Here is a 23,110-nt window from a genome sequence, read left to right as displayed (position 1 = left end):
TAGAAAATGCCATAACAAACTTAAAAGAAAATGCTAAAAGTAATCCCATGGATTTAGGAAAAGCTCGGATAAGTCAAAATGATGCTGAAATATTATTAGCAAATATTCATTTATTATATAAAGAGGGCTTTAATAAAAAATCTACTGATACATTAAAAGAATTATTGGAAAATAATTTTGATCAATTAAATACTAATGATGTTTTTGAAAAAATACATAAGCAATATTTAAGTAAAAATACACGCCTTAAAAAAATTAATGAAGGACTATGTAAGGAAGTATTGCCATATTGTCAAATAATCGCTGACTTATATACGGAGAATGGTGGTTTAAATTCTTTAGAAATGGCTAAAAAATTATCTACTTACTTTGGAAATTTAGAAGATATAAAAAATTATTTAAAAACTGTTAATTATGATACAAAAGAAACAATAGAATTGAGTTTTCAATTTAATTTACCGCAAAAATTGTCCCCCGAAACATTAGAATTTTTTCAAACTTTAAATAAATCTGGAAGAGACTCATTATATATTTTCAGTAATGCACACTTACTGGAAAAAACTGAAGAATTTCAAAAAATTCTTAAAGAAAATAAACCTGAGCAAAAAACTAAAAATGATTTAAAAGCATTAGTAAATCAAGTAACTGAAATAGTAATTAAAGAATTTTATAAATACAACGAAGAAGAATTATCAGAAGAAAATAAATTACATGCAAAAAATTTAGCTAATTTTTCTTTAAAAGGAAAACTAGATGATAATAGTTTTCAAAAAGCATTGACTTTTATAAAAGAAGATAAATTAAAGAAAGAAGATTATATGCCTGATATTAATTTTGATATAGAGGTAAAAGGTAAAAAGTATAATTTTTCTAAATTACCTGCAGATGATATGAGAGGTTTTATGCTTGGTAAATTTAGTAATTCTTGTCAATCTATAGGCAGTGATTCTGAAAGATGTGTTTTAGACGGTATGAGTAAAGCAAATGCCGGTTTTTATATAATTACGGATGATAAAGGAAATATAAAAGCTCAATCATATGCTTGGCTTGCTAGAGAGGAAAAAGAGAATGAAAAAGCCACTTCTATGGTATTAGATTCATTTGAGCATTTAGGGGAAGAGGATAAATTATTATTTGTACCTATAATAAATAAATTGAGAGAAGCATTACAAGAACAAGCATTAAATTTATATGTAGGATGTGGCGGACAAACTCCTAAACTTGAGATAAATACTATACCTCATCCAAAACCAATGGAGCAAGATTTATATATCTACGGTGATGCGAAAAATGTTTATCCTATTACAAGAGAAGTACCAACAATAGAATTAAATTTAGGAAAAAATACTAATAACCTGGTTAATCAATATTCTACTATTGAAGAGCTAAAAACTGATAGTAAATTACTACAACAAATTATAATAAGTAAGCAAATTAATCGAGAATTAACAGAAGAGGAAATATGGTTGCTTAACATAGGTTGTACTTTTGAACAAATTTCAAATATGGGAAACGATAAACAAGAATTCTTTTTTTACAATAATCCTTATATAGAAATCTTAGTTAATGCTGGTCTTAGTATAAAAGAATTACTTGATATGGGAGCAGAACAGCAAGAATTCTTTATTGACCATAGCTTGCAAGTAAACACCTTGGTTGATGTCGGTGTTAGTATAAAAGAATTACTTGCTATGGAAGCAGGTCAGCAAGAATTAGTTATTAAAAATGACCATAATATAAAAAGCTTAGTTGAGTTCGGTGTTAGTATGAAAGAATTACTTACTATGGAAAAAGAACAGCAAGAATTAGTTATTAAAAATGGTTTGCAGGTAACAATCTTAGCTGACGCTGGTCTTAGTATGAAAGAATTACTTGCTATGGAAAAAGAACAGCAAGAATTATTTATTGAAAATAGTTTGAAAGTAACAATCTTAGCTAATACTAGTGTTAGTTGTACAAGAATTACTTGCTATGGAAACAGGTCAGCAAGAATTATTTATTAAAAATGAATGGAAGTTAAAAAGCTTAGTTGATATCGGTGTTAGTGTACAAGAGTTACTTGCTATAGAACCAAATCAGCAGAAATTAGTTATTGAAAATAGCTCTGACATAGCACCATTACTTAAAGCCGGTGTCGCTATAGATCAGTTACTTCATGTGAAGACAGAAACAAATCAACAAGAGTTAGAGACTACTGAGTTTGGTAATGTGGATCATAATGTATCGGAAGTAGATGTGATAGGTCATACTACAGAACAAGCTTAGATGAACTTGGAATAAAATTCAAGTACATTAGACTACCCATACGATAGGTAGTCTAATGCCTATGGTCGTGGTGGTGGGTGTAGAAGCCTAGAGAAGAAAGAGCATTTGAAAATTCCGAGTTAGGGGTTATTTCGTTTGGTATTCCGCTACAACATATATGACCGTTTAAGCATATCACTTGATCGGAGTTTTTTATTACGGTAAATAAATCGTGTGAGATCATAAAAACCGTAATATTTAGCTTTTTACGAATCAAATTAATAAGCTGATAAAATTCTTGTTGGCTTGTTACGTCTAAAGATTGCAGCGGTTCATCTAAAATAATTAAGTCAGGATTATTAACTATTGAACATGCAAGTACTACCTTTTGAAACTGCCCTCCTGAGAGCTTAGAAATTTCTTGATCTTTTATATGTTCTAAATCAATAAATGAGTTAATCTCTTTAATATTGTTATTAAAATTACTAGGTGCTAACAAATCTAAAAATTTTTTCACCGTAATAGGCAAATCAGGGCTTAGGCCGAACTTCTGCGGTACATATCCGATTTTTAATTTGGAAGCAATTATAATCTCGCCGCTTGTCGGTTTTTCAAGCCCAAGCATTAACCGTACTATGGTAGTTTTACCCGCACCGTTAGGTCCGATTAAAGTAGTAATATTATTTTTTTTGACGGTAAAGCTAACATTATTTATAGGCAATTTATTACCGAATTTTTTAGATACGTTACGAAACTCGATTATAGGTTTTTGCATTTATTTATCTATGGAATAAATGCCTATTAGTTCTGCCTCGGCAAGTAAATGTTTTTGCAAAGCTAATACTAAATCTTGCTTGCTAGCGTTTTCATCAAGCTCAAGATAATCATTTAGAGCGTATAGTTTGAAAAAATAACGATGAGGTTTACCGGCAGGTGGACAAGGACCTCCGTATTTCTTTTCTTTCCAGCTATTATCTAAAATTTTAATATTGCTATCTATTTGTCCTTCTGAAAGCTCAGTAATAGAAGCAGGAATATTATATATTATCCAATGATCCCATATACCATGCGGTGGTGCTATTTCTATTGGTGCATCAGGGTCATCCATGATAAGCACAAAAGATTTAGTATCTATAGGAGCATCACTCCACTCTAAATGCGGAGAAACATTCTGTCCTTTACAAGTAAATTTATCAGGAATACGCTCATTATGCTTAAACGCCGTACTTGTTATTATGAAAGTCATAGGTTGCTCCTTAGGAATCGTCATCCCGTGATTTATTCACGGGATCCAGTAAAAAATGTACACTATAAGTTGTTGTTTTTCTGGATACCGTGGACAAGCCACGGTATGACAGTTAATTCACAACTTGCCATTGTCCGTCAGGTTGGCGGCATGCATTACCGTATGCTTTTTGTTGTTTTCCGCCTATTACAACTGTTTGAGTATACTCACGGCAATATTGACCAGTGCTATTTCTATAAGTTTTATTAGGTGTTACATAACCGTAATTGCCGTTATCAGGATTACGCCATTCTATACTACTACCGCTAGGAGCTGCTTCTAAAGCTCTTTGTGAGGTGAGTTCTGCAAGTCTTCTATCCTGCTCATCCATACCTGCACCGATTTGTCCACCAAGAACTGCTCCAAGTAATGCACCTACACCTACTCCGACAAGCTGTCCTTTACCTTTACCGAATTGAGAGCCAAGTAATGCACCGCCGGCACCGCCAAGAAGTGTTCCTGTGCCTTGTTTATTCATACCGCCTGGACCGTTACAGGCTTGTAACATAGAAGCTGCAAGAGCTATAATCATAATTTTAGATAATAGTTTCATATAAATTCTCTCTTATTAAATATATAATTTAATAAGTATATGGTTTTTAGAATTTTGTAAAGTTAAAACTAGATTCTGTAAACAAAATTTAAATTATTTGTATTTTAAAATATTATTTTTAATTTTGTTCACGGAACCTAATTATAATTGAATTTTATATTTTCTTTGTTAAACTACAAAAAATAAATTGGAAAGATTTGTTATGGATACTAATAGCCGTAACCGGTTAATAAAATCGGCATCTTATTTATCGGTTACTACAGCATTAATTATTTTAAGTATAAAATTATACGCTTGGGTTGTTACCGATTCGCAATCAATTCTTGCTTCTTTAATTGATTCAATGCTTGATATAACTTCTTCCTTTATTAATTTAATAGCTTTAAGATTTGCCCTGCAACCGCCGGATCATCATCATCGATTCGGGCATGAAAAAATGCAGGATTTAACAATTTTTTCTCAATCGATATTTTTCTTTGCTTCAGCTTTTTTTGTAGGCTTTTCTTCAGTTAAATCTTTATTTGAAAAAACAAAACCGGAGAATATTAGCGACGGTACTACGGTAATGTATGTATGTATATTCTTAACAATTATTTTAGTACTTTATCAAACTTATGTAATTAAAAAAACAGGATCGGAAATAGTAAAAGCTGATAAGCTTCATTATTTCACAGACTTACTAACTAATGTTATAGTAATTATTTCTATAAATTTAAGTGATTATTTTTGGTTTGTTGACCCATTATTTGGTGTAGTTATTTCGTTATATATATTTCACTCTTCTTATTCTTTATTTAAAAAGGCATTTAAAAATTTAGTTGATCATGAATTACCTGAACAAGATAGACAAAAAATTATCTCGATAGTTAATAACCATTTAGGCGTAAAAGGTATGCACGAAATGAAAACTAGATATGCCGCTCAAAAAGCTTTTATTCAGTGTCATTTGGAAATGGACGGCAATATGTCGCTTTATAATGCTCATAAAATTAGCGATGAGATTGCTTTTGAAATATTGCAGGAATTTCCGGAGGCTGAAATAATTATCCACCAAGATCCTTTTGGAATCGAAGAACACGTAAATTACCGTGAATATATTGTTAGATAAAGAAGTTAGGTTCACAGAGCCTAGTTTTAATAATTTTTTCATGGAACAAGCTTTAAAACAAGCACGGATTGCTTTTGATAAAAATGAAGTTCCGGTCGGAGCGGTCATTGTAGATAGGTTAAATCAAAAAATCATTGCTAGTAGTCATAATAATACCGAAGAAAAAAATAACGCTCTTTATCATGCTGAAATTATTGCTATTAATGAAGCATGTAATCTTATATCTTCTAAAAATTTAAATGATTATGATATTTACGTTACTTTAGAACCTTGTGCTATGTGTGCGGCAGCTATAGCTCACAGCAGGTTAAAACGTTTATTTTACGGAGCATCTGATTCCAAGCACGGAGCAGTCGAAAGTAATTTACGATATTTTAACAATAGTGCTTGTTTTCATAGACCGGAAATATATAGCGGAATTCTTGCCGAAGATTCGGGACTATTAATGAAAGAGTTTTTTAAGAGGATACGACAATCATGTTAGAACTGTTGATACCGGAGTCGTCATTGCGAGCAGTCGTAGGCTGCGTGGCAATCTCATGAAATAATAACAAACTCCTGAGATTGCTTCGTCGAATTACTATGTAATTCTTCTCGCAATGACGATTTAGGTATCCACGCACGCAAGCCTCTAGCAAGAATGATATAAAGAAGTAAGAAAATATGTTAAAACTATTAACCCCCTATTATTTTAATAAATTATTAAAGGTTATATTGCCTATATTAGCGATATCTACTTTTGTAATGATGATTATAGGTCTTTATTTAGCCCTCATAGCTTCGCCGGTAGATTATCAACAAGGTGAGTTTGTACGCATTATGTATGTTCATGTTCCTGCTTCTTGGATGGCCCTTGGTATTTACGTTTTTATGGCAGCATGCAGCTTTAGCTATTTAGTATGGAAAACTACTATTAGCTATTTGCTAGCCGTAGCTTCTAGTTACATTGGAGCTACTTTTACTTTGATTAGCTTAATAACAGGCTCTTTATGGGGAAAGCCTATATGGGGAACATGGTGGGTTTGGGATGCAAGGCTTACCTCTATGCTCATATTATTTTTATTATATCTAAGCTATATTATCATAGTGAATAGTGCGGATAATATAAGAAAGGCACAAAATCCTGCTTCCATTATTGCTCTTATCGGACTGATTAACATACCGATAGTAAAATTCTCGGTAAATATTTGGTATAGTCTGCATCAGCCTGCTAGTGTTTTAAGGCTAGGGAGCCCAACTATTCACTCTTCAATGCTAAAGCCTTTAATTATCATGTTTGTCAGTTTTATATTATATTTTCTATTAGTATTACTTTTAAGAACTTCTATATTAATCGACAAAATCAAAAACAGATAACAAAATGACCTATGTTATAACTGATGAATGCGTAAAATGTAAATATACCGATTGCGTTGACGTATGCCCTGTAGATTGTTTCTACGAGGGTGAATTTATGCTAGTTATCAATCCTGATGAATGTATAGATTGCGGCGTATGTGTTCCTGATTGTCCTATAGATGCTATCAAACCCGAATCACCGGAGTTAATAGAATGGGTAGAACGTGCAAAAGATTTTATAGAAAATAAAGGATGGAAAAATATTACCCAAAAAAAACCTGCTTTGCCTGATGCCGATAAATTTAAAGATGAGAAAAATAAGTTTAATAAATATATAAATAATATGAATTAAATATATGTGTTTATTTTGTCACAAAACTTTATAAAAGCTTTATTATATGAATCTAAATACCGATTAAATATAGAACTAAAAAATATAATATGTTATATATGCCATTAAAGATAATGTTTAATTATTTAATTTGAGGTGCTAACCATGAAAAAGTTACTTTTAATAGCTGCTACAAGTGCAACAATTTTATCTTCTAGTATATCATTTGCCGATGACATGGGTAATGATTGGTATTTAAGAATAGATGCCGGTGCAGCAATGTTTAATAAAGAAAAAGATAAGGCAACCGGTGTTAAATTAAAATCTAATACGACTGTTCCGGTTGATTTAGGTATCGGTTACTATATTTCCGAAAATTTTAGAGCCGATTTAACTTTAGGTACTATAATAGGTGGAAAGTTAAAGAAATCCGGAACTGCAACTAATGCACCTTTTACCGGTACTAACGTTTCAGCAAGCCATAAACCTACTATTACACGTTTACTTATTAACGGTTATGTAGATTTAACTAATTTTGATATGTTCGATGTTTTTGCCGGTGCCGGTGTTGGTCCTGCATTAGTTAAAGAGAAAATTACATATAATGGTATAACAGGTCTTTCATCTAACACTAAAAACAGAACTAATATCTCTTACAAGCTAACTTTAGGTACTTCTGCACAAATCGCCGACGGTGTTAAAGCAGAACTAGCTTATAGCTGGATAGATGACGGTAGAACAAAAAGTAAGAATGTAATTTACCAAGGAACAAGTGTACCAACCGGTGGCATGCGTTATCAAAGTCACAACTTAACAGCCGGTATAAGGTTTGATATATAATTAAATCAGAATTTTTTACTGGATTGCTTCGTCGAAACTTGCAGTTTCTTCTCGCAATGACGATGAGGTCAACCCGTGCAATCAGCTAGGATGACAACTCAGAAATGTCACTTAAAACTATTTATTTATCGAATTTAGATAAAAATTATTATCTAATCTCGTTTTTACTAACAACTAATAAAATTTAACAATATGAAAAAATTACTTTTAATAGCAGCTGCAAGCACAGCACTTTTAACTTCCGGTCTTTCATTCGCTGATTGTGATATGAATTCTTCTGTAGATTCATCTACTAATTTATCGATGTCATCATCTATGGGAGATCAATATTATTTAAAACTTAATGCCGGTGGCGTGATTTTTGATAAAGTAAAGCCTAAAGGAGAAAAATTTAAGTTAAAATCTAATACTGGTTTTATAGGTGAAATCGGTGCAGGTTACTATATCATGGATAATTTAAGAACCGACTTAACAATTGGAACAGTAACAAATGTTCATTTGAAAAAATCTTCCACCGAAACCACACAGACACTTTTAGGACCTGTTGTTCAGACTGATTCATTAAAACATAAGCCTACTATTGTAAGTTTCTTACTTAACGGTTACGTTGATTTCGTTGATGTAAGTATGTTTAAAGTTTTTGCAGGAGCTGGTGTCGGTGCTGCATTAGTAAAAGAGAAAATAACAGGTAAAAAGACCATCCGAGGTCAAACTTCAACTGTAACAGGAAGTAGTACTACTAAAAACAAAACTAACTTCGCTTATCAATTATCTTTAGGAACTTCATTTGAAGTTGCACCAGGCGTAAAAGCGGAACTCGTTTATAGCTGGAGAGATTACGGTAAAACAAAGAATACTACCAAAACTATTGATGGAGAAAAAATTAAATTTGGTGGAACCCGTTATAGAGGTAATAACTTAATGGCAGGATTAAGATTTGATATGTAATTAGTTTCAAATCTTTTTACAAGCTATTAACACGAAAAAGGAGTCTTTAATATTAAAGACTCCTTTTTTTTGTTTGTGTACCTGCCTGCATGGATTCTCAATCGTCATTGTGAGCGACTGAAGGTCTTGTTGCATGGCTCGAAAAACGCACTCGGTGTCATCCCGTGGCTTGACCACGGGATCCAGTTAAAAATACTAAAATTATTAGTATTTTTTATTGTTTTATGGACCTAGTTAGCAAGCCACGGGGTGACATTAAGGATTACTGGATTCCCGCTTTTAGCTAGGAATGACATAGAATAAAAATTGTCCGGTACTATACCCGTCATTGCGAGAAGGCATTTATGTCGACGAAGCAATCTCATGAAATTTAAAAGAGATTGCCACGTCGTTTCGCTCCTCGCAATGACGATTTGATACCCATACTAAAGAGTCATCTTATCTTAGGTTTTTCTTTATAAAACGTTACGTTCATTTGATGTATTGCTTCAAAGCCTAAATAAATTTTAATACGCTCTAGAATAATATCTTGATAATAAGGTAATTCTGCTGCCGTAGCATTATCTTCTGCTTGTATAAACAGCGTATTAATCTTTTGTTTTTTATAAGTATAGGTGGTGATTTTTAAAGGTAATGCTTTAGTGCTGAAGTTAAACCCAACTATTTTATTCCAGTTAATCATGATTTCGGGCAGCAATGGATGTTGCCGTGCAAATATACGTCTAACTATTTTATCAATATCCTCTTTAATTAGCTTCATTTTAATAAACTCTGCACGGTTAAAGTTATGACGGCTATTGCAAGCATTATAGATATTACGGGAAAATATAAAGATGTAACCGATATTATCATTAAAAATATATTACAAACTGCTATAATCGATACTACTTGTTTATGAGACTTACCTTTTTGTACTGCTTTTTGAAAAAAATGCTTTAGATGAGGCTGCCAAATTTTTTCTTTATTGAGTAGCCGAATTAATATGGTTAGCACTGCATCAGTGATGTAATATAAGCTAGCAATAGCACAAGCTACAAATAAATTAGTGCTTGTAAGAGCAAGCAAGAGTAAGCAAAGGCCCATTAAGAATCCAAGGCTAATACTTCCCACATCTCCTAAAAATATTTTTGCCGGATGCCAATTAAATATTAAAAAACCACAAGAACAACCAAGAATAATCACATTTACGCTAGCTATAAAATACGGATTATCAATAGCAGAGAATTGTAAGAAACATAATATAAGCATGGTGCTAGATAGATGAATAGATTCCACACAACTCATACCGTCTATACCATCCATAAAATTATATATATTAATAAAACCGCTTAAAGCTATAACTAAAATAGAATATATTAGTATATGGATGGAATTTACCTGCGAAAAAAGAAAAATAGCAAAAGCTGCACAAATTAAGTGGAATATTAAACGAATTAGAATAGGTACGGCTTTTAAGTCATCTAAAAAGGAAATCGAAGCAATTACCAATAATAACGGTAATATTTTTATTGAATTAGCAAGGTTATTGCTCGTTATATATTCAAACCCGCTCAAAGCAATCATTACGACAATTACAATAGCAAGACCGCCGCCGCGTGGTGTTATCTTATCATGAGAGCGACGACTACTAGGTACATCAACTAAACCGATTGCAGGAAGATATTTAGTTAATATATATGTTAATATAGCGGTCGCTATAAAAGAAAAAATAAATAATGTGCTATAGCTATTTATATTCATAGTAACATATTAGATTTAAAACTATAATATTTGTTATTACTTATAATGACGTGATCATGTACCATAATATTTACGGTTTGGCATGTCTCTACTATCTTATTTGTCATATGAATGTCGGCTTTTGAAGGTTCAGGGCTGCCGCTTGGATGATTATGCACAAGTATAAGGCTGCTTGCTTCATTAAATAAAGCTCGTTTAATTATCTCACGTGGATATACTGCAGCTTGGTCTATAGTTCCTTGACTTAAAACCTCATCGGCAATTAAAATATTTTTCTTATTCAAAAATAATATACGAAATTGTTCTAGTCGCATATTACCCATATTAACTTTTAAATAATCAATCAAAGAACTCCAAGAAGCAATAATATTTTTATTTATTATTTTTTGTTTCAATACTCTATTTATTAACTCACGTATTAAAGCAAAATTGATATATAAATTTTCATTGGTGCCTTTAATACTAAGTAGCCTTTCCTTATCAAGGTTAATTAAATCCGTAATATCAAAATGATCAAGTAATTTTTTAGCAAGAGGTTTTACGTCTTTACGAGGGATAGCCGAAAATAACATTACTTCAAGTAATTCGTAATCGGAAAAATGTTCTGCTCCAGCAGCGACGAAGCGTTCTTTTACTCTTTTACGGTGACCTATATAATGAGGCGTATCTATTTCATCATTACCGAAATTATTTTCTAACATTCTTTATGTTTATTCAAATTATAAATTAGTGAAATGTTGCTGATGTCATTCTCGTATGACATTTTGCGTGAATACCCGAACCGTCATTGCGAGAAGAATTACATAGTAATTCGACGAAGCAATCCAGTAAAATGCGTAGCATTTTTATTCTTTTTCTGGATTGCCACGTCGCTTCGCTCCTCGCAATGACGGTTAGAAGCTTTCACATAACCTAATATGGAGGATAATCAAGTTTTTTAGGTGATAACGTAAATATTTCAAAGCCGTCTTTAGTTACGCCTATAGTATGCTCAAATTGGGCTGATAATGATTTATCACGTGTAGTAACCGTCCATCCATCTAGTTTACTTAATATAGTGTCATAATTACCGGCATTTATCATAGGTTCAACGGTGAAAAACATCCCTTCTTCTAACGTTAAACCCGTGCCGCTGCGACCGTAATTTAATATTGACGGTTCGTCATGAAAAACTCTTCCGATACCGTGACCCGTATAATCTCTAACTACAGAATAATTATGTTTCTCAGCATAGCTTTGAATAGCATGTCCAATATCACCGAGTTTAGCACCTGGTCTAACTACTTCAATCCCTTTCATCATTGCATCATAAGTTACTTGAATAAGACGCTTTGGCTTAATTGCTACGTCACCGACATAATACATACGGCTAGTATCGCCGTACCAACCGTCTAAAATTACCGTAACATCAATATTTACTATATCACCGTTTTTTAATGGTTTATCGTTTGGAATGCCGTGACAAACCACATGATTTATAGAAGTACAAATCGATTTCGGAAAGCCTTTATAATTTAATGGTGCAGGAATGGCATTATGAGAAGTAATAAAATTATGACAAAGGTCATTTAAACTATTAGTAGTGACGTTCGGTTTTACGTAATCAGTAATAAAATCGAGCGTCTCTGCAGCTAATTTTCCAGCTAGCCGCATCTTTATGAAATCTTTTTCCGTGTGGATTTTTATGGTCATGTTATATTATAAGTTTTTTAAAATCGTTTATAGTATAACATTTTTTTCTAAGGTGTAAATTTCAAAAATTGACACTAGGCTCTGTGAACATTTCTAATTGATTTGCTATTTTGAGGTATTTTTTAGCGAAAATTAATAAGATTTTTGCCGGAATAGTTATTCATATTTCAAAAAAATCTTATAATTTGCAGCAAAAAATAACCAAAATTGAATCTTTTTAGAAATGTTCACAGAGCCTATAGATCATATTAAATTAGCTTGTCTAATTTACTTTAAAAATGTATTTTATATTAAAATTTTCTAAAAATTACCTAATGCTATATTACATAAACAAAATTCTTTCAAACAATAAAGTACAAGCTGTTATCTTAGGGATAAGCGGGTTTGCTATTGTTACTGTTCTCACATCATATAATATAGACGATCCGTCTTTTAACTCGGTTACAACAGAGTATCCTAGTAATTTAGTCGGAATTTTTGGCTCTTATTTATCGGATTGTTTATATCAATTTTGGGGGTTGGCTGCTTTTATTATACCTCTTGCTTGCTTTGTTTGGGGGAGAAATTGTTGGTATGGAAGATATCGCGGCTTATTTATCCGTATATTTGTAATGTTGCTTGCTCTCATTAGCAGTAGCACATTATTATCTAAGATTAAGCTAGAATTCATACCTGCAAATGCAGGCGGAGCTGTTGGAATAATAGCTTCTAATTTTTTTGAACGATTTACAAATCAACTATATTTATTATTAATATTTTTTACCTTTATTATATTAGTTGTTTTACTTGAAATTAAATTTACTTCTTTAAGTAATTTTATTATTAAGCTAGGTAAATTTTTAATCTATCGGGTACAATATTTTTTACATAATGTATTTTCACGATTATCGTCGATAAGATTATTCCCTACTAAAAATAATGATAAGATAAATATAACTTCTTCTTACCAAAAGTCTGTAAGTGAAAAAGTAAAATTCACTGAAGAAGTAAAACCCGTACCTGCAAATCCTATAAAATTCTTTAGCAAACCCCCAGCAGTTCCTAAAATATCTCAAAGTGAAATAGCAGAATTGCCGCCTATTTCGTTATTACGCGATCCTGAAAACCATCATATAAAAGGAGCTTCTTCTTCAGAGCTTAAACAAAAGGCTGAGGAGTTATTAACAGTACTGAATGATTTTGGAGTTAAGGGGCAGATAATTAATATCAATCAAGGACCGGTGGTAACTCAATATGAGTTTGAACCGGCAGCAGGCACGAAAACATCAAGGGTAGTAGGATTATCCGACGATATAGCACGTTCGCTTTCGGCTCTATCGACAAGGATAGCAGTCATACCTGGTAAAAATGTGCTTGGCATTGAGCTTCCTAATAAGCAGCGTGAATTCTTCTGCTTAAAAGAGCTGATAGAAACTCCCGAATACCAAGACAAATCAACCTTATTGCCGTTAGTTTTGGGTAAAGATTTAGCAGGTAAGCCGCTGATTGCTGACCTTGCTAAGATGCCTCACTTGCTTGTAGCAGGAACCACAGGTTCAGGTAAATCTGTCGGTATTAATGCGATGATTGTGTCGCTCTTATACCGCTATACTCCCGAAGAATGCCGCTTTATCATGATTGACCCGAAAATGCTTGAATTATCGGCTTATGACGGAATACCGCATTTGTTAACTCCCGTTGTAACCGAGCCTTCTAAGGCAGTAGTTGCTCTTAAATGGGCAGTTAAGGAAATGGAAAATCGCTATAGAATGATGAGCAATATCGGTGTTAAGAATATTGCGGGTTACAATGCAAAAATCTTAGAAGCGGTTAAAGAAAATAGAGTAATTGAGCGTTCGATTCAAACTGGTTTTGACCCTGAAACCGGTAAACCTATTTACGAAACCGTTACGATGAATATGGAAAAGCTACCTTATATAGTGGTCATTGTGGATGAGATGGCTGATTTAATGCTAGTTGCCGGTAAGGATATCGAAATGCTGATTCAAAGGCTTGCTCAGATGGCAAGGGCGGCAGGCATCCATATTATTATGGCAACGCAAAGACCGTCGGTAGACGTTATCACCGGCGTAATTAAAGCTAATTTCCCAAGTCGTATTAGCTTTAAAGTTACCTCTAAAATCGATAGTCGAACGATTTTAGGCGAACAAGGCTCCGAGCAGTTACTCGGTATGGGTGATATGCTATTTATGGGGAATACTTCAAAGATAAGTAGGGTACACGGACCGTTTGTTAACGAATCCGAAATTGAGAAAATTACGGAGTATTTAAAAGAAACTGGTACACCCGAATATATCTCTGCCGTTACTGAGCAACCTGAAGAAGACGATAGTAGCATTGATATTGGTGATGGCACATCTGATGAAGTGCTTTACAAAAAAGCCGTGCAGATAGTACGTGATGAGCGTAAATCCTCTATTAGTTATATCCAAAGGTCGCTTAGAATCGGTTATAACAAAGCTGCTAATTTAGTCGAGAAGATGGAGAAAGACGGAATAGTCTCACCACCGAATCATACAGGTAAAAGAGAGATATTACTGCCTGAGAGGTAAATGTCATTCCCGCCTACCTATGTCATTCCTGCGAAAGCAGGAATCTAGAAAAAGCGAAGATGTCATACCGTGGCTTGTCCACGGTATCCAGTAAAACAACTAAAAATACTAATATTATTAGTATTTTTAAATGGATCCCGTGAATAAATCACGGGATGACAACAAAAAAACCGAGCCATGCAACAAAGCCGGCCCCTCCACGGTATCCATAAAAACAATAAAAAATACTAGTATTTTTTAACTGGACCCCGTGGTCAAGCCACGGGGTGACAAGGTAGATTCCCGCCTCCGCGGGAATGACATCGAGTAGGTTTTTTGAGCCATGCAACGACGCCTTCCGCTGCTCGCAATGGCGATTTAGTATCCACGCAATAATGACATAAACACATCAAAACTAGTGAAAATTTTGATTAAAGATTATGCAGGCTTTGATAAAGCTTTAGGACAAAAGCTTTTACAAAAAGCAATTTATGCCGGTGATTTAGAGTTAGTAGAAACTTTGTATAGTAAAGGTGCTGATGCCCAGTATAAAGACCAATTAGGACGCACCGCTCTGCATCACGCTATAAAAGCTAATTGCGGTGAAGAATTAATCCAGTTTTTGATTGAACACAGTACGGATATTAATTATCGTGATAAATCAGGTCTAACGCCGTTAGCCATGGCAAAAAGTAATCATTGTATCCCGGCTACAGAATTATTGCTCAAAGCTAATGCTTCTGAATATTATATGTATGATGATGTTATTAAAGTGTTAGGAGAGTACGGATACTAAAATGCCACAGGATGATAAAGTCGATTTTCGCTTTTAGCGGCGTTATTGCATAGTTACCAACTCGTCATTGCGAGGAGCGAAGCGACGCGGCAATCCAGAAAATAATTAAAAAAATTCTGTAAATCAGAATTTTTAACTGGATTGCTTCGCCCTGATTACTATGTAATTCTTCTCGCAATGACGAAAAAACGAGCCATACAACAAAGCTACCACCATTGCAGAATGCAAATGCCACATATTCATACTAAATTTGTAAAATATTGTATATAATTATTAATTATAATAGACATATTAAAAAAATTGTATTAAAATTGTAACAATTCCCAAGTTATTTAATTTTTATTAAGGTTTACATATGGCGAATATTTCTCCAAAATTATTTCAAAAAGCAATTCAAAAAGGTCTTAAAACTGCTTTATTCACTACCTCAACCACAGCGATAATGCTAACCGGTAGCGGGGCACTCGGTGCTGCAACGATAGATGCAAATGCAACATTTAGTACAGGTGTAGGGATGACACCGGCAGTGCAATTTGCAGGCGGTACTCTACAGTATACAAATGACGGTTTTACGGTTGATGCAGATGAAGCAGTAAACATTACGGCAATAGATGTAAACGGTAAAGCACCTGCTTTATTTACGGTAAATAAAAATATTTCTTTAGGTTCTGTTGATATCAATGGCGGTGCGGCATTTCCTGTTAGTATTAGCGATACCTTTACGTTAACTTTAACCGGTGCAGATGGGTTAGGAAATGGTCCTGATACTTATACCGGTTTAGGAGCTATTACCTTAAACGGTGCCACCGCAGGTTTAACTATAAATTCCGGAAACCCAGGCTTAATAACGCTTGACGGGACGATAGACAGTGGAGCTGCTGGTCAGGGTATATTAATAATTACCACGGATTCCACTTTTACTGCTGCGATAGGTGCAACTAAGAGCTTAGCTTCAATAACTGCTAGTGCAAACTTAGATGCTACTACGCTTGCAGCAACAAGTATTATTTTGAATAATATTACAATTGAGACAACAGGTGCAGTAAATGGAGCTATAAATTTAACTGGAGCTGCAGCAGAACTTAAAGCAGGTGGTTTAGTCACGGGTGATACAATATTTAATGGTGATGGTAGATTAACTTTAAGTAACGGTATAACCGGAGCAGTGACAACCGCCGGTAATAATACCGGTACACTTACAGTTGGAGCAGGGAATGTAACCGGAGCTATAGGTACAAATGGCGGTAACATATTAAAGCAAGTGCTATTTAATGGTGTGAGTGATGTAACAAGCATTGATGCAACAACAGTAACCATTAATAATGCAGCAGCAGACGTACTGGCAACAGGAGTGATCACGGCAGCAGTAAATTTTGCAGCGGACGGTCAGTTAATAGCTGATAACGGAATTACTGGAGCAGTAACTACGGCTAATAATAATACCGGTACACTTACAGTTGGAGCAGGGAATGTAACCGGAGCTATAGGTACAAATGGCGGTAACATATTAAAGCAAGTGCTATTTAATGGTGTGAATGATGTAACAAGCATTGATGCAACAACAGTAACCATTAATAATGGAGCAGCAGACGTACGGGCAGCAGGAGTGATCACGGCAGCAGTAAATTTTGCAGCGGACGGTCAGTTAATAGCTGATAACGGAATTACTGGAGCAGTAACTACGGCTAATAATAATACCGGTACACTTACAGTTGGAGCAGGGAATGTAACCGGAGCTATAGGTACAAATGGCGGTAACATATTAAAGCAAGTGCTATTTAATGGTGTGAATGATGTAACAAGCATTGATGCAACAACAGTAACCATTAATAATGGAGCAGCAGACGTACGGGCAGCAGGAGTGATCACGGCAGCAGTAAATTTTGCAGCGGACGGTGCATTAACGGCAAATAACGGAATTACCGGAGCGGTGACAACAAAGGCCAATAATACCGGTACACTTACAGTTGGAGTAGGAGATGTAACCGGAGCGATAGGAACAAATGGCGGTAATATATTAAAACAAGTATTGTTTAATGGTGCAAGTGATGTAACAAGCATTGATGCAACAACAGTAACCATTAATAATGGAGCAGCAGACGTACGGGCAGCAGGAGTGATCACGGCAGCAGTAAATTTTGCAGCGGACGGTGCATTAACGGCAAATAACGGAATTACCGGAGCGGTGACAACAAAGGCCAATAATACCGGTACACTTACAGTTGGAGTAGGAGATGTAACCGGAGCGATAGGAACAAATGGCGGTAATATATTAAAACAAGTATTGTTTAATGGTGCAAGTGATGTAACAAGCATTGATGCAACAACAGTAACCATTAATAATGGAGCAGCAGACGTACGGGCAGCAGGAGTGATCACGGCAGCAGTAAATTTTGCAGCGGACGGTGCATTAACGGCAAATAACGGAATTACCGGAGCGGTGACAACAAAGGCCAATAATACCGGTACACTTACAGTTGGAGTAGGAGATGTAACCGGAGCGATAGGAACAAATGGCGGTAATATATTAAAACAAGTATTGTTTAATGGTGCAAGTGATGTAACAAGCATTGATGCAACAACAGTAACCATTAATAATGGAGCAGCAGACGTACGGGCAGCAGGAGTGATCACGGCAGCAGTAAATTTTGCAGCGGACGGTGCATTAACGGCAAATAACGGAATTACCGGAGCGGTGACAACAAAGGCCAATAATACCGGTACACTTACAGTTGGAGTAGGAGATGTAACCGGAGCGATAGGAACAAATGGCGGTAATATATTAAAACAAGTATTGTTTAATGGTGCAAGTGATGTAACAAGCATTGATGCAACAACAGTAACCATTAATAATGGAGCAGCAGACGTACGGGCAGCAGGAGTGATCACGGCAGCAGTAAATTTTGCAGCGGACGGTGCATTAACGGCAAATAACGGAATTACCGGAGCGGTGACAACAAAGGCCAATAATACCGGTACACTTACAGTTGGAGTAGGAGATGTAACCGGAGCGATAGGAACAAATGGCGGTAATATATTAAAACAAGTATTGTTTAATGGTGCAAGTGATGTAACAAGCATTGATGCAACAACAGTAACCATTAATAATGGAGCAGCAGACGTACGGGCAGCAGGAGTGATCACGGCAGCAGTAAATTTTGCAGCGGACGGTGCATTAACGGCAAATAACGGAATTACCGGAGCGGTGACAACAAAGGCCAATAATACCGGTACACTTACAGTTGGAGTAGGAGATGTAACCGGAGCGATAGGAACAAATGGCGGTAATATATTAAAACAAGTATTGTTTAATGGTGCAAGTGATGTAACAAGCATTGATGCAACAACAGTAACCATTAATAATGGAGCAGCAGACGTACGGGCAGCAGGAGTGATCACGGCAGCAGTAAATTTTGCAGCGGACGGTCAGTTAATAGCTGATAACGGAATTACTGGAGCAGTAACTACGGCTAATAATAATACCGGTACACTTACAGTTGGAGCAGGGAATGTAACCGGAGCTATAGGTACAAATGGCGGTAACATATTAAAGCAAGTGCTATTTAATGGTATGAATGATGTAACAAGCATTGATGCAACAACAGTAACCATTAATAATGCAGCAGCAGACGTACTGGCAACAGGAGTGATCACGGCAGCAGTAAATTTTGCAGCGGACGGTCAGTTAATAGCTGATAACGGAATTACTGGAGCAGTAACTACGGCTAATAATAATACCGGTACACTTACAGTTGGAGCAGGGAATGTAACCGGAGCTATAGGTACAAATGGCGGTAATATATTAAAGCAAGTACTATTTAACGGTGTAAGTAACGTAACAACAATTGATGCCACAACAGTGAGCATTGGTAATGTAGCAGCAAATGTAACAGCAGCAGGAGCAATCACGTCAGCAGTAAGTTTTGGAGCGGACGGTGCATTAACGGCAAATAACGGAATTACCGGAGCGGTGACAACAAAGGCCAATAATACCGGTACACTTACAGTTGGAGTAGGAGATGTAACCGGAGCGATAGGAACAAATGGCGGTAATATATTAAAACAAGTATTGTTTAATGGTGCAAGTAACGTAACAAGCATTGATGCAACAACAGTGACGGTTAATAATGCAGCAACAAATGTGAAGGCAGCACAAGCAATAACGGCAGCAGTAAATTTTGCAGCAGACGGTGCGTTAACGGCGAATAACGGAATTACCGGAGCAGTAACTGCAGCAGGAGGTAACGGTACATTAACAACAGCCGGAGTAGGGGTTACCGGAGCGGTAGGTACAAATGCAGCATCTCTAAAAGTTCTGAATGCTAAAGTTAATAATGGGGCTGCAGACCTGGTGTTTGGTAGTGATATTTATGCACAAACCGTAAATTTTGATGATATTGTCGGTGGTGGAGCAGTCGGTACGATAAAAGTCGGCGGTAATTTAGTGGCTACAACTGTGAACTTCAGTGCTGATGTAGATGGTGGTACGTTAGAGTTTAACGGTCCTGGCGGTAACACTTATAACTTAAGCGGAGCTATAACAAACGGTGCTACCGGTATACTTAATATTAATGCTGGTGGTACAGTGATTGCAAACGATGCTAGTATAGGCACAGTTGCACAAATTAACATTCAAAATAATAAGTCTTTTGCAATAAATGCTAAGAACGCTGATGTTGATATATTAAACGCTCAAGCGATTAATTTTAAAGGAGCAAACTCAAATCTTTTCTTACTTAACGATAGTACTACAGATAATAGAGTTATAACTCTTAAAAATGATTTACCGGCGTTTGCAACCGGTGGCGGTGGGTTGACTCTTATTGGTACAACAAAACTTGTAACCTTACAAGGTGATGGCGGAGCTAAAGCAATAGGTACAGCAGGAAATGAATTAGCATCATTAAATGTTTTAGGTAGTGTAGCATTGAATAATATAGATACTACAAATGTTCTTGCATTTAATATCTTAGGTACTACAAATTTTGTTGATGTGGGTGGTATTACTAACCAAATTAATGTAATAAATATCGGTGCTGCAGGCGTAGGACATACAGGTGCAGCGGTTGCTGCTGCTGCCGGTTCTTATACGATTGATGCGAATGACGGTAATGTAGGAATTTTAGCAAACGGTCAGACTATTAATTTTGCCCATGAAGATGCAACTTTAGTATTACAAAATAGTGCAGCAGGAAACGGTACGATAACATTAAATGCCGTGCTTGATCCTGGAGCTCCAAATAAAGGTAAGCTTGCTGTAGATTCAGGAGCTAATGCCGGGAAAGTAATTCTTGCAAGTGCCGGGAATGCTACTTACGGTACTGCAGTAAATAGGTTAAAACAATTAGAATTTAGAGGAAACGGAACATTCCAAATAGATAGCGGTATATTTGCTAACGATTTAGAATTATCATTGCCGGCAATTACCTATAATAATGATATTAATTCTAATTTATCATTCGGTGCTGCTACTGCTTTAACTCAAAACGGTAATATTAACGGTAATGTAGATTTCAATAATCAAGCAGCAGTTATAACGCTTGGTGCAAATAAAAATATTACTGGTAGTGTTACAAGTACTGGTGGAGTTAACGGTACAATCATAGCAACCGGTGCAAGTACTATTAATGGACCTATTACAAACCTTGCTATGTTAAAAGTTGGTGCTGGGGCTGTAAGTATAACTACAGGCGGTAATACTAGCATCACTGAAATCCAAGGTAACGGTACTGCACTCTTAACATTACCTGCAAACTTTAACTTAACAGGCAGCATAAATAAAACCGGCGGTCAGGCTCTGAAGCTAAAATTCACGAATGGCGGTAGTGTTAGCGGTGCTGTAGGTAAAGTCGGTAATGAGGTCGGTGATATCACCACGGCAGGTACTACAAACTTTGCAAGCAGTGTTAACGCAAAAGGTGCAGCGACACTCGGTGGTACTACAAGTTTTGCCGATACATTTACTAACACCGGTGCAGTTACTTTAGCTAAAGCTTCTATCACTAATTTTGCTAAAAATGTAACAGCTACCAGCTTTGCAGCTAACAATGCTACTATTAATTTCGGTAATAGCCTAGCCTTTAATAGTAATATAACAGGTAGCGGTACTACACTTACTTTAGGTGCAAGCCAAGTAACATATACCGGCACCGGTAGCTTTACCGATACGCTAACCTTAAATACTACTTTTGACGGAGCAGCTAAGTCAGGCGGTAATATCTTAATTAAATCAGGTAGTACTCTTGATTTATCAGGGGTTTCAACTTTAGCACTTGTTGTTACTGCTACTAATTTCGACATTAATAATATAAGTCCAGATACAAAATATACGGTAATATCTGCAGAAACAGCAGGCGGATTAAAGCCTACTCCCGAAGGGAATGTTAAAATAACTATTAATAATGACAACCGTTTTGTTGACTTTACTTTTGATGCATCAACTTTAACATTATTTGCTGAAGATATAGCTGAAGATGTTATCGACGAATATTTTGAACCGGGTGGACCGCTTGCAAATATCCCAAATGCTGCAAATATAAAGAAATCGCTTGAGTTAATGGAAGATGCTCCAAACGGTTCGGATGCACGTCAAGCTTTCAATAATTTCGGCTTTATGACGCCGCAACAAGAAGCAGATGCTACAACTCACCTTATACAAGATGTTGTAAAACCTAGCGATACTATAGCTGCTATTAATAATCAAGTTATACTAAGTAATATCTCAAGTAGCTTAATTAATCTAAATGCTAGAATGGATGCAATACAGCCGGCTGCCGTAGCTGCCGGTGATGAGGACAGAGATGCTAAGTTTGGTGCATGGATAAGTCCGTTTGTCGGTAATGCAACGCAGAAGATGCGTAACAATATAAGCGGTTATAAGTCCGATACAACCGGTGGCACTATAGGTTTTGACGGCTTAGTTAACGATGATTTAGCACTCGGGCTTGCATATACAAGAGCCGATACCGATATTAAGCTGAAAAATAATAAGACGGGCGATAAGAATAAGGTAGAGAGTAACATCTATTCCGTATACGGTTTATATAATGTACCTTATGAAAATCTCTTCGTTGAAGCTATAGCATCTTACTCGGATAATAGGATAAAAAGCAAATCAAGACGTGTTGTTGCGGTAGCACAAAATACTATCGGTTATCAAACTGCAAACGGTAAGTATAAATCCGAAAGCTATACAGGTCAGTTAATGGCAGGTTATACCTATATGATGCCTGAGAACATTAACCTAACACCGCTTGCGGGACTTAGATATTCGGCTATCAAAGATAAGGGTTATAAAGAAACCGGTACTACTAACCAAAACCTTACAGTTAAAGGCAAGAACTATAATAGCTTCGATGGTTTACTCGGTGCTAAAGTATCAAGTAATATCAATGTCAATGAAGAAGTAGTGCTAACACCTGAGCTTTACGCAATGGTTGATTATGCATTCAAGAATAAAGTTCCGGCGATTGATGCAAGATTACAAGGTATGACTGCTCCTTTCCCAACCAACAGCTTTAAGCAAAGCAAAACAAGCTTTGATGTCGGTGTTGGTGTTACTGTTAAGCACAAAATGATGGAATATGGTATTAACTACGATACAAATATCGGAAGTAAGTATTTCGCTCAGCAAGGTAGTGTAAAAGTTCGTGTTAATTTTTAATTAACCGTTCTATAATCATAAAAAAAGCCTATATAGTTTGA

General features: G+C 35.6%; 16 protein-coding genes and 3 pseudogenes. 12 read left to right on the top strand and 7 right to left on the bottom strand.

The window, feature by feature from the left end:
• Nucleotides 1–344: 344 nt before the first annotated feature.
• The 3 genes and pseudogenes from H6P87_RS07415 to H6P87_RS06750 all read left to right on the top strand — a co-directional run.
• Nucleotides 345–626 (top strand): annotated as a pseudogene (locus tag H6P87_RS07415) (hypothetical protein); the annotation flags it as partial.
• Between the two features lie 192 nt (nucleotides 627–818).
• A pseudogene (locus H6P87_RS06755) lies at nucleotides 819–1,088 on the top strand (hypothetical protein); the annotation flags it as partial.
• A gap of 856 nt (nucleotides 1,089–1,944) precedes the next feature.
• Nucleotides 1,945–2,265, top strand: a complete 321-nt coding sequence (locus tag H6P87_RS06750; protein WP_246437894.1) for a hypothetical protein — start codon at nucleotides 1,945–1,947, stop codon at nucleotides 2,263–2,265.
• A 52-nt stretch (nucleotides 2,266–2,317) separates the two neighbouring features.
• Here the strand turns inward: H6P87_RS06750 and H6P87_RS06745 are convergent, their stop codons facing one another.
• From H6P87_RS06745 to H6P87_RS06735, 3 genes are all read right to left on the bottom strand, one after another.
• Nucleotides 2,318–3,019, bottom strand: coding sequence for an ATP-binding cassette domain-containing protein (locus tag H6P87_RS06745; RefSeq protein WP_202069461.1), 702 nt, complete (start codon nucleotides 3,017–3,019; stop codon nucleotides 2,318–2,320).
• Complete coding sequence (locus tag H6P87_RS06740) at nucleotides 3,020–3,490, bottom strand: YbhB/YbcL family Raf kinase inhibitor-like protein (protein WP_202069460.1); 471 nt, start codon at nucleotides 3,488–3,490, stop codon at nucleotides 3,020–3,022.
• 112 nt (nucleotides 3,491–3,602) lie between these two features.
• Nucleotides 3,603–4,082: an RT0821/Lpp0805 family surface protein gene (locus H6P87_RS06735; RefSeq protein WP_202069459.1), complete on the bottom strand. Its 480-nt coding sequence runs from the start codon at nucleotides 4,080–4,082 to the stop codon at nucleotides 3,603–3,605.
• A 202-nt stretch (nucleotides 4,083–4,284) separates the two neighbouring features.
• Here H6P87_RS06735 and H6P87_RS06730 point away from each other — a divergent pair, with 202 nt between their 5' ends.
• The 6 genes from H6P87_RS06730 (at nucleotide 4,285) to H6P87_RS06705 (ending at nucleotide 8,647) form a co-directional block, all read left to right on the top strand.
• Nucleotides 4,285–5,190 (top strand): cation diffusion facilitator family transporter, encoded by a 906-nt coding sequence (locus H6P87_RS06730; RefSeq protein WP_039595224.1) that lies wholly within the window; start codon nucleotides 4,285–4,287, stop codon nucleotides 5,188–5,190.
• Complete coding sequence (locus H6P87_RS06725; protein ID WP_202069458.1) at nucleotides 5,171–5,674, top strand: nucleoside deaminase; 504 nt, start codon at nucleotides 5,171–5,173, stop codon at nucleotides 5,672–5,674. Before H6P87_RS06730 ends, H6P87_RS06725 begins: the two co-directional genes overlap by 20 nt.
• Before the next feature lie 179 nt (nucleotides 5,675–5,853).
• A complete protein-coding gene (gene ccmC / locus H6P87_RS06720) occupies nucleotides 5,854–6,546 on the top strand; it encodes a heme ABC transporter permease (RefSeq protein WP_202069457.1) in 693 nt (230 codons plus the stop codon).
• Nucleotides 6,547–6,550: 4 nt separating this feature from the next.
• Nucleotides 6,551–6,880, top strand: a complete 330-nt coding sequence (gene fdxA / locus H6P87_RS06715; RefSeq protein ID WP_202069456.1) for a ferredoxin FdxA — start codon at nucleotides 6,551–6,553, stop codon at nucleotides 6,878–6,880.
• Between the two features lie 144 nt (nucleotides 6,881–7,024).
• Nucleotides 7,025–7,699, top strand: coding sequence for an outer membrane beta-barrel protein (locus H6P87_RS06710; protein ID WP_202069455.1), 675 nt, complete (start codon nucleotides 7,025–7,027; stop codon nucleotides 7,697–7,699).
• A gap of 192 nt (nucleotides 7,700–7,891) precedes the next feature.
• A complete protein-coding gene (locus tag H6P87_RS06705) occupies nucleotides 7,892–8,647 on the top strand; it encodes an outer membrane protein (protein WP_202069454.1) in 756 nt (251 codons plus the stop codon).
• A gap of 433 nt (nucleotides 8,648–9,080) precedes the next feature.
• Here H6P87_RS06705 and H6P87_RS06700 read toward each other — a convergent pair whose 3' ends face one another.
• From H6P87_RS06700 to map, 4 genes and pseudogenes are all read right to left on the bottom strand, one after another.
• Nucleotides 9,081–9,407: a DUF721 domain-containing protein gene (locus H6P87_RS06700; protein ID WP_202069453.1), complete on the bottom strand. Its 327-nt coding sequence runs from the start codon at nucleotides 9,405–9,407 to the stop codon at nucleotides 9,081–9,083.
• Nucleotides 9,404–10,387 carry an MraY family glycosyltransferase gene (locus H6P87_RS06695; RefSeq protein ID WP_202069452.1) on the bottom strand — a complete coding sequence of 328 codons (984 nt, stop codon included), beginning with the start codon at nucleotides 10,385–10,387 and terminating at the stop codon, nucleotides 9,404–9,406. Before H6P87_RS06695 ends, H6P87_RS06700 begins: the two co-directional genes overlap by 4 nt.
• Nucleotides 10,374–11,088: pseudogene (gene radC / locus H6P87_RS06690) on the bottom strand (RadC family protein). The gene H6P87_RS06695 and the pseudogene radC overlap by 14 nt, the downstream one beginning before the upstream one ends.
• 211 nt (nucleotides 11,089–11,299) lie before the next feature.
• Nucleotides 11,300–12,079, bottom strand: coding sequence for a type I methionyl aminopeptidase (gene map / locus H6P87_RS06685; protein WP_202069450.1), 780 nt, complete (start codon nucleotides 12,077–12,079; stop codon nucleotides 11,300–11,302).
• Between the two features lie 314 nt (nucleotides 12,080–12,393).
• Between map and H6P87_RS06680 the strand changes: the two genes are divergently transcribed.
• The 3 genes from H6P87_RS06680 (at nucleotide 12,394) to H6P87_RS06670 (ending at nucleotide 23,069) form a co-directional block, all read left to right on the top strand.
• Nucleotides 12,394–14,631 carry a DNA translocase FtsK gene (locus H6P87_RS06680; RefSeq protein ID WP_202069449.1) on the top strand — a complete coding sequence of 746 codons (2,238 nt, stop codon included), beginning with the start codon at nucleotides 12,394–12,396 and terminating at the stop codon, nucleotides 14,629–14,631.
• A gap of 397 nt (nucleotides 14,632–15,028) precedes the next feature.
• Nucleotides 15,029–15,406, top strand: coding sequence for an ankyrin repeat domain-containing protein (locus H6P87_RS06675; protein ID WP_267829623.1), 378 nt, complete (start codon nucleotides 15,029–15,031; stop codon nucleotides 15,404–15,406).
• A 355-nt stretch (nucleotides 15,407–15,761) separates the two neighbouring features.
• Nucleotides 15,762–23,069, top strand: coding sequence for an autotransporter outer membrane beta-barrel domain-containing protein (locus H6P87_RS06670; RefSeq protein WP_202069448.1), 7,308 nt, complete (start codon nucleotides 15,762–15,764; stop codon nucleotides 23,067–23,069).
• Nucleotides 23,070–23,110: the final 41 nt, after the last annotated feature.

The organism is Rickettsia tillamookensis, assembly GCF_016743795.2.
In the GTDB taxonomy this organism is placed as follows: domain Bacteria; phylum Pseudomonadota; class Alphaproteobacteria; order Rickettsiales; family Rickettsiaceae; genus Rickettsia; species Rickettsia tillamookensis.
This window is presented reverse-complemented; position numbering and strand designations above follow the sequence as displayed.